The organism is Emticicia sp., assembly GCF_043780375.1.
Lineage (GTDB): Bacteria > Bacteroidota > Bacteroidia > Cytophagales > Spirosomataceae > Emticicia.
In genome coordinates this window covers 1-6,927 of sequence record NZ_JAYWCU010000110.1, presented here as the reverse complement: position 1 = coordinate 6,927, position 6,927 = coordinate 1, and the positions used below count along the sequence as shown (strand labels likewise).

Annotated in this window: 8 protein-coding genes; 7 read left to right on the top strand and 1 reads right to left on the bottom strand. The window is 35.6% G+C overall.

The features are described from left to right. Positions 1-140 precede the first annotated feature (140 nt). The 4 genes from ACH2CJ_RS08045 to ACH2CJ_RS08030 are packed head-to-tail and all read left to right on the top strand — an operon-like array spanning position 141 to position 2,905. Complete coding sequence (locus ACH2CJ_RS08045; RefSeq protein ID WP_394991925.1) at positions 141-947, top strand: sugar isomerase domain-containing protein; 807 nt, start codon at positions 141-143, stop codon at positions 945-947. Continuing rightward, positions 940-1,353: a GNAT family N-acetyltransferase gene (locus tag ACH2CJ_RS08040; RefSeq protein WP_394991923.1), complete on the top strand. Its 414-nt coding sequence runs from the start codon at positions 940-942 to the stop codon at positions 1,351-1,353. The genes ACH2CJ_RS08045 and ACH2CJ_RS08040 overlap by 8 nt, the downstream gene beginning before the upstream one ends. A 22-nt stretch (positions 1,354-1,375) precedes the next feature. Continuing rightward, entirely contained in the window at positions 1,376-1,822 is a 447-nt protein-coding gene (locus ACH2CJ_RS08035) for a DinB superfamily protein (RefSeq protein WP_394991922.1), read from the top strand. Between the two features lie 45 nt (positions 1,823-1,867). Continuing rightward, positions 1,868-2,905: a methionine synthase gene (locus tag ACH2CJ_RS08030; RefSeq protein ID WP_394991920.1), complete on the top strand. Its 1,038-nt coding sequence runs from the start codon at positions 1,868-1,870 to the stop codon at positions 2,903-2,905. A gap of 122 nt (positions 2,906-3,027) precedes the next feature. Here ACH2CJ_RS08030 and ACH2CJ_RS08025 read toward each other — a convergent pair whose 3' ends face one another. Beyond that, complete coding sequence (locus ACH2CJ_RS08025) at positions 3,028-3,537, bottom strand: phosphoheptose isomerase (RefSeq protein ID WP_394991919.1); 510 nt, start codon at positions 3,535-3,537, stop codon at positions 3,028-3,030. 120 nt (positions 3,538-3,657) lie between these two features. Between ACH2CJ_RS08025 and ACH2CJ_RS08020 the strand changes: the two genes are divergently transcribed. The 3 genes from ACH2CJ_RS08020 to folB all read left to right on the top strand — a co-directional run bounded on the left by ACH2CJ_RS08020 (position 3,658) and on the right by folB (position 6,814). Next, positions 3,658-4,569, top strand: coding sequence for a WD40 repeat domain-containing protein (locus tag ACH2CJ_RS08020; protein ID WP_394991918.1), 912 nt, complete (start codon positions 3,658-3,660; stop codon positions 4,567-4,569). A gap of 171 nt (positions 4,570-4,740) precedes the next feature. Beyond that, a complete protein-coding gene (locus tag ACH2CJ_RS08015; RefSeq protein ID WP_394991916.1) occupies positions 4,741-6,288 on the top strand; it encodes a DivIVA domain-containing protein in 1,548 nt (515 codons plus the stop codon). Positions 6,289-6,460: 172 nt separating this feature from the next. Next, positions 6,461-6,814: a dihydroneopterin aldolase gene (folB, locus tag ACH2CJ_RS08010; protein WP_394991914.1), complete on the top strand. Its 354-nt coding sequence runs from the start codon at positions 6,461-6,463 to the stop codon at positions 6,812-6,814. The last annotated feature ends 113 nt before the right edge of the window (positions 6,815-6,927 follow it).

The window sequence follows — 6,927 nt, the reverse complement described above, 5'->3', positions numbered from 1 at the left end:
TGTTACTTCAATTCTAATGGAAAAACTGATAGTTTAGTTTTTTTGTTATACTAAAAATAAAAATAATGCAAGTATTAACCCGTAATTCGCATAATTTAGCTACTATTAATTATCCATTTTATATTGTTCATTAGTTTACTATGAGTGTCATACAAGATTATATAAAAAAATCCCGTCAGATAATTGACGTCGTTGAAAAACAAGAAGAACAAATAAAAATTGCTGCTCGTTGGTTTGCAGATTCGATTTTAGAGGGACGAATGGTTCATGTTTTTGGCTCGGGGCATAGCCGAATCATGGTGGAAGAAATGTGGCCTCGATACGGTTCTTTTGCAGGATTTAATCCAATTGTTGAACTTTCCTTAACTTTTCATAACATGGTAGTTGGAGCAAATGGTCAACGACAAGCTATGTTTCTTGAAAATGTATCAGGTTTAGCCGACCGAATTTTAAGAAACTTCGATGTTACTGACCAAGATACCGCACTTGTTATTTCATCGTCAGGTTGTAATGTTGTACCCATAGAAATGGCTGAAATTTTCCAAAAAAAAGGCATAAAAGTAGTGGCTTTGGTTACAAAACTGCATTTGGAAGCAAGCACATGTAAGCGTACTGATGGCAAGAAGTTGTCAGATTTTGCAGATTTAGTGCTTGATACTGGGGCTCCAGTGGGAGATGCGATGGTTTATGTGCCAAATTTAGATACACCTGTTTCTCCAGGCTCAACCGTTGGCGGGGCATTACTTGTAAACAGTATAAAAGCCCAAGTTGCCGAATATTTAACACTTGCAGGGCATCCACCTAAAGTGCTAACCGCAGGGGTATTGGTTGGTACACAACGAGCCACCGAATTATTTGAAGCTGCTTATGACGAACACGCTCATCGCATTGCTAAAATGTATGAAAAAAATGGTATTTCCTCTTATGTTTCTGAAAATAATGGTTGAAATAAAAGAAATTTCTGCTGCTGAAACTTGGCAATTAAGACATAAAGTCATGTGGCCGAATAAACCACTTGAGTTTGTGATTTTACCGAATGATGAAGATGGATTTCATTATGGTTTGTTCGAAAAAAATCGTTTGATTTCTGTCATTTCTTTATTCAAAAATGGGAAAAAAGGACAGTTTAGGAAATTTGCAACTGATAAAGATTATCAAGGAAAAGGCTATGGTGCAAAACTTTTTATTTATTTAATGGAAGCAGCTAAATTGTTGAATATCAGCTGTTTGTATTGTAATGCTCGAGTATCATTCATTGGTTTTTACGAAAAATTTGGCATGAAACTCGCCTCTGATATTACTCAAAAAAACGAAAAAGGTTATGTAAGAATGGAGATAGCTTTAAATGAGTAAATAATGCCTTTATAAAAAAAAGATGATACAATCATTAATTAAACTTTATGACCGAGATTTACAAAATCTCAAAAATGAAATCGAAGCTTACAATGATGAAAACGACTTATGGCTTATAAGAAACGAAATTCAAAACTCTGCGGGAAATCTTTGCTTGCATTTGATGGGAAACCTCAATCATTACATTGGGCATCAATTAGGAAATATAGATTATGTTCGTAATCGTTCTTTAGAATTTTCAGAGAAAAATGTGCCAAAAGTACAACTAATTGCTAAAATTGAAGCTACGGGTAATATGTTGAAGGCGATTTTGCCAACTCTTTCCGACAAAATTTTAGCACAAAAGCATACCGAAGAATTTTATGATGGAAATGACTCCAATGAATATTTTCTGATTCATCTTTTTGGACATCTCAATTATCATTTAGGACAAATAAATTATCATCGGCGATTGATAAATGTTAAGTAAAGTACTGTTTATCAGATTCATATTTATAATTTCACTCATTAAATTATGCAACCAATACCTATTCGTACAACCGTAGTTGGCTCTTATCCTTTTCCGGGATGGCTCGAATTTGCTTCGATGAATCTTGATAAATTTGGAGCAGCCGACATTGAAGAAATGATTGAAGATGCGGTGATTGCGGCCGTTTATGACCAAACTTCTGCTGGCTTGGATGTGATTACCGACGGCGAGCAGACTCGCTTGGACTTCAATTTGTCTTTTTATGGCTTTATCAAAGGACTTGAACCCAATCATTCGGAAACTCGAAAATTTGGACCACCAGCCCATGATCAACGTGGAAAACACTCGATTATTGAACCTTTAACTGCCCCAAAAGGCTTGGGAGCGGTCAAAGAATTTGAAAGATTGAAAAAACTTGCCCCTTCGGGATTTACTTTAAAGGCTTCAGTGCCAGGACCTTATACACTTTCAGGAAGAATGTTGCCAGATGGTCAAATCTATAAAGACCGCTTTGATGTAACTGAAGGGCTTTTGCCTTTTGTAAAGAAGGAATTAGAAGATTTGGTAGCTGCAGGTTGCACCGAAATTACGGTTGATGAGCCTTCGATGTCGTGTTATGCCTATAAAGAAGACACGAAACGTTTTGTTGATATTTTTAACCGAACTATTGAAAGCGTCGTTGGGAAAACAAGAATTTCTACACATTTATGCTTCGGAAATTTTAAAGGTCGGCCTGTAGGTTATCGGAAATTACACCCAATGTTGCCTGATTTTTTAGATATGAATGTTGATGAAATTCATATTGAAATGGCAAATCGTGAGTTTGATGAAGTAGAATTATTGGCTGAATTTGCTCAGATAATGGACGTAGCCGTAGGTATAATTGATGTAAAAAATTATTATTGTGAAAGCGTAAAGGATGTAATTGAGCGGATAGAATTGTGCTTAAAATATGTTCCAGCCCAAAAATTGGCAGTTGCTCCCGACTGCGGTTTAAGTCAAACAGCTCGTTGGGCTTCTCGCCAAAAACTAATCAATATGTGTGCAGGAGCGAAAGAAGTAAGAAGGAGACTTTATGAATGATAAGTGGTTAATTGTGAATGATAAATTTGCAGTCAATGTTTACTAAAGATCTTAAAAATAAGCATAATAAGTTGATAGTAAACTATTTATAAAAATCATTCACAATTAACTATTCTTTATATTTATCTGCCAAAATCATCCTGTACACGCACTATATCATCTTCGTCAGAAGGGTTTTGTGGGTCAGTATGTTGCCAAATTTCAGCAATAATTCCCCAGCCATCTAAGCCAATCAAACGGTGTCTTTCACCTTGCTTTAAATTAATGATAGTATTCAAAGGTAAAGTTTGTAAGGCATTTTCTTGGTCTGTATCACTTGTTATTACGCCCGCCGTTCCGCCAATAACTTTCCAAATTTCAGCACGACGGAAATGGTATTGCCATGACAAACGCTTGTGCGGAGCTACTACCAAAACTTTCGGACTTAGTTTTCGCCCGACACCAAAATCATTGACTGATAAATGCGGAAAATAAGTTTCGATAAATTGCGGAGCTTGAGACTCATCTAATACAAAAAAGCCTCCCCAAGGGCGATTTTGGTCTTGTTTATCAATATTAAATCCTAAATCGGAAATAACTTTTTCTACTTGGCTAAAAACGACTTCTTTTTCTGTTTCGGCTGAAAATTTCATGTATTATATGTGAATGAAAATTTAAAGAATTACTTTTACGACCAAAAATAGCGTAATTATATGCTTTAGGCAAATTTTGTAAGCTAATTGCTAAAAGCCAATAGCGAATGTCTGTAAAATATGATAAAAGTAGAGAAAATAGATACATTTACTGGACATCGAGACTGTGTTTATACATTAGAAAAGTCAGGAGAAGTGCATCGTTTTTTTTCGGCAGCAGGAGATGGATTTGTTGTAAGGTGGAATTTGCAAAAGCCTGATGTAGGGGAGTTGATTGCAAAAGTCGGTCATTCAGTATATGCACTTGCTTATTTACCGCAAGAAAACCACTTATGGGTAGCCGAAAACTTTGAAGGAATTCATGTGATTGATATTGAAACAAAGCAAGAACTTCGCTCGCTAAAATTAGCTCCTTCCAACTATTTTGATATTCAGATTTATAAAAATCAAGCTTTTTTGGCCGGTGGAGATGGCATTATTTCGGTTATTGATGTAGCGAGCTTTAGTTTTAGGAAACACATAAAAGCATCAGATATGAGTGTGAGATGTTTGGCGATTAACCCTGTTGAGCGAGAATTGGCGGCAGGTTTTAGCGACAATACAATTAAAATATTTGACCTAACAACGCTTGAATTAAAACAAGTAATTGCTGCTCATAACAATTCGGTTTTTACCATAAAATATTCACCTGATTTTAAATTTTTGCTATCGGGTAGTCGTGATGCTCGCCTAAAAATATGGGATGTTGAACAAAATTATGTTTTAGAAGAAGAAATTGTGGCTCATACCTTTGCCATCAATCATATTTCGTATCAGCCTAATAATAAGCGATTTGCTACTTGTAGTATGGACAAATCTGTTAAAATATGGGATGCTGAAACATTTAAACTCTTAAAAGTAATTGACCGTGCCAGACACGCTGGACATGGAACATCGGTAAATAAATTGCTTTGGACTGAATACGAAGACCAAATTGTGTCGGGAAGCGATGATCGTACCATCTCAGTATGGAAATTATACGACGAAAACTGATTAATGAGCATCGTTTTTGAAGAAAAATAAGCAAGATTAAGTATTAAACATCCTTTTTTTATTATTTTTGCTAATTAAAATAATATTATAGAAATTTGATTAGAAAATGCTTGTTTTTCAAATTACTAACCTAAAAAAACATTTTGCTAACTCCGTAAAAACATTTTAAAAATGAAAATTACACCCCTCGAAATACGCCAACATGAGTTTGAAAAAACTTTCAGAGGATATAATATAGAAGAAGTAGATAATTTCTTAGCTAATCTTTCGCAAGAGTGGGAGCGAGTGCTTAACGAAAGTAAAATGCTTCGCATGCAGCTTGAAATTGCCGAAAAAGAGGCAAATAAGCTACGGGAGATTGAAATGACGCTTTTCAAAACTTTGAAAACTGCTGAAGATACAAGTACAATGATTACTGAACAGGCAAGTCAACATGCAGATAAGCATGTGCATGAAGCAAAATTACAAGGAGAAAAAACTGTAGTTGAGGCCAAACAAAGAGCTGCTGAGATTGTGCGTCAAGCTGAAAATAGAGCCAGATATATTAAAGAAGAAGTGTTGGGAGATGTAAAGGTTTTGGAAAGAGATTTCCGTGCCATGGATCATTACAAAACCAATTTATTGGTGCAAATGCGTAGTCTTTCAAATGCTACGCTCGAACATGTATTGCGTTTTGAAGGTAAATTTGACAAAGAAGGTGTTGATGCCAAATTTAAGGAAGCAACCTCAATGCTCACGGAAGAGGATGTTGTTGTTGGAGATGAAGGAACACAAAAAGAGGAACGCAATATAATAGAAGAAATTTCTGCCGAAATACCAACCATTACGCCAGAACCTACTGAAGAAGTTATAGTAAATGAACCAGTAGCAGAAGCGATTGCTGAAATACCAGTAGAGGAAACATCATTAGAAGAAGAAAAAGGGACTTCAACCCACGTAGAAGAAGTTGCAGCTTTGCCTGTGGTTGAGGAAATCGAAGTAGAAACACCAGTTGAGGATGTGCCTACTAATATTGAAAGTGGTCAATCTTCATCAGGAAATAATTTAACTGAGGTTATTGATAACGAGGAAGTTTTGGTAGAAAAATCTACCAAAATAGAAGAGCCAAAAACAGATGAATTGGACATTATTGAGGGCATTGGTCCAAAAATTGCAATGTTGCTTTATGATTCTGGAATCTTTACTTTCCGTGATTTAGCTATTACGCCTGTTTATAAAATAGAAGAAATTTTAGAACTAGCAGGGTCTCAATTTGCCCGCCATGACCCAAGTACATGGACACAACAAGCCAAACTTGCTGCTGAGGGTCGTTGGGATGATTTGGAAGCTTTGAAAGGCTTGTTAATAAGAGGAAGAGAACCTGAAAAAGTGGTGGAAATTGCTCCTACACCTGTTATTGAAATTGAAGAGCCTACTGATTTTTTTACTAATATAATTGACGAAAAAACACCAGAGATAACTACCCCAATTGTTGTTGAAAATAAGGTTGAAGAAGTAGCAACGCCAATAGCTGTGGTTGAAGTACCAGAAAATAATCTAGACTCTATCACAGAAGAGATGTTGGAGAAAGTAAACAAAGTAAAAGCTGCTATTAGAAAAGCAATGGTTGAAAAAAATGATACGGCTGCAAAAGATACGTCTCCGTTACCCACGCTCAATGACGTGATGGGAAAATCGAGCGAAAATACAGGTGGCACTTCATTTTTTGATAATATTTGATTTTAGTCGTTAGTATTGTAACTTGTTAATAATTAACAATTTAGAAGATTTTAAAATGTAGATTTAATATCGAAAATTAAAGAAAGGTTCGGGTTTTTGCTTGAATCTTTTTTGTTTTGTCTTCATTTTATACCCTTCTTCACAGCGGCGAACCGCTCTTCATTAACTTAATATGGGAATAGTTTCATTAGAAGGAGTAGAGTTTTTTGCCTATCATGGCTATTATGACGAAGAGCAAAAAATCGGAAATAAATATTCGATTGACATTGCAATCACGGCAGATTTGAGTCGTGCGGCTCAGGAAGATAAACTAAAATTGACGATAAATTACGAAGTAGTTTATAAAATAATTGCCGACGTGATGAAAGAAAAACATCGGTTGTTGGAGCATATCGCTTATAAAATTATTGAAGTTGTAAAAGTGCAATTTCCTGATATTCAGGGAGTTACTGTAAGTGTTTCAAAATTTAATCCTCCGATTGGTGGCGTTTGCGAACGCTCAAAGGTTACAATTGCTGTGCCTTGAATTTAAACTTACAGTATTAGACTTCCTGCGAAAGTATTTTAAGTCGAAAAACACCATCTTTTCGGCTACAAATTGAGTAAATTTTTCAACCGTAGCGGTGCTATGCTTTCAAA

Bases quoted from the DNA above. Each gene is read 5' to 3' on its own strand.
- ACH2CJ_RS08045 (WP_394991925.1), top strand. From the start codon at position 141: ATGAGTGTCATACAAGATTATATAAAAAAATCCCGTCAGATAATTGAC.
- ACH2CJ_RS08040 (WP_394991923.1), top strand. From the start codon at position 940: ATGGTTGAAATAAAAGAAATTTCTGCTGCTGAAACTTGGCAATTAAGA.
- ACH2CJ_RS08035 (WP_394991922.1), top strand. From the start codon at position 1,376: ATGATACAATCATTAATTAAACTTTATGACCGAGATTTACAAAATCTC.
- ACH2CJ_RS08030 (WP_394991920.1), top strand. From the start codon at position 1,868: ATGCAACCAATACCTATTCGTACAACCGTAGTTGGCTCTTATCCTTTT.
- ACH2CJ_RS08025 (WP_394991919.1), bottom strand. From the start codon at position 3,537: ATGAAATTTTCAGCCGAAACAGAAAAAGAAGTCGTTTTTAGCCAAGTA.
- ACH2CJ_RS08020 (WP_394991918.1), top strand. From the start codon at position 3,658: ATGATAAAAGTAGAGAAAATAGATACATTTACTGGACATCGAGACTGT.
- ACH2CJ_RS08015 (WP_394991916.1), top strand. From the start codon at position 4,741: ATGAAAATTACACCCCTCGAAATACGCCAACATGAGTTTGAAAAAACT.
- folB (WP_394991914.1), top strand. From the start codon at position 6,461: ATGGGAATAGTTTCATTAGAAGGAGTAGAGTTTTTTGCCTATCATGGC.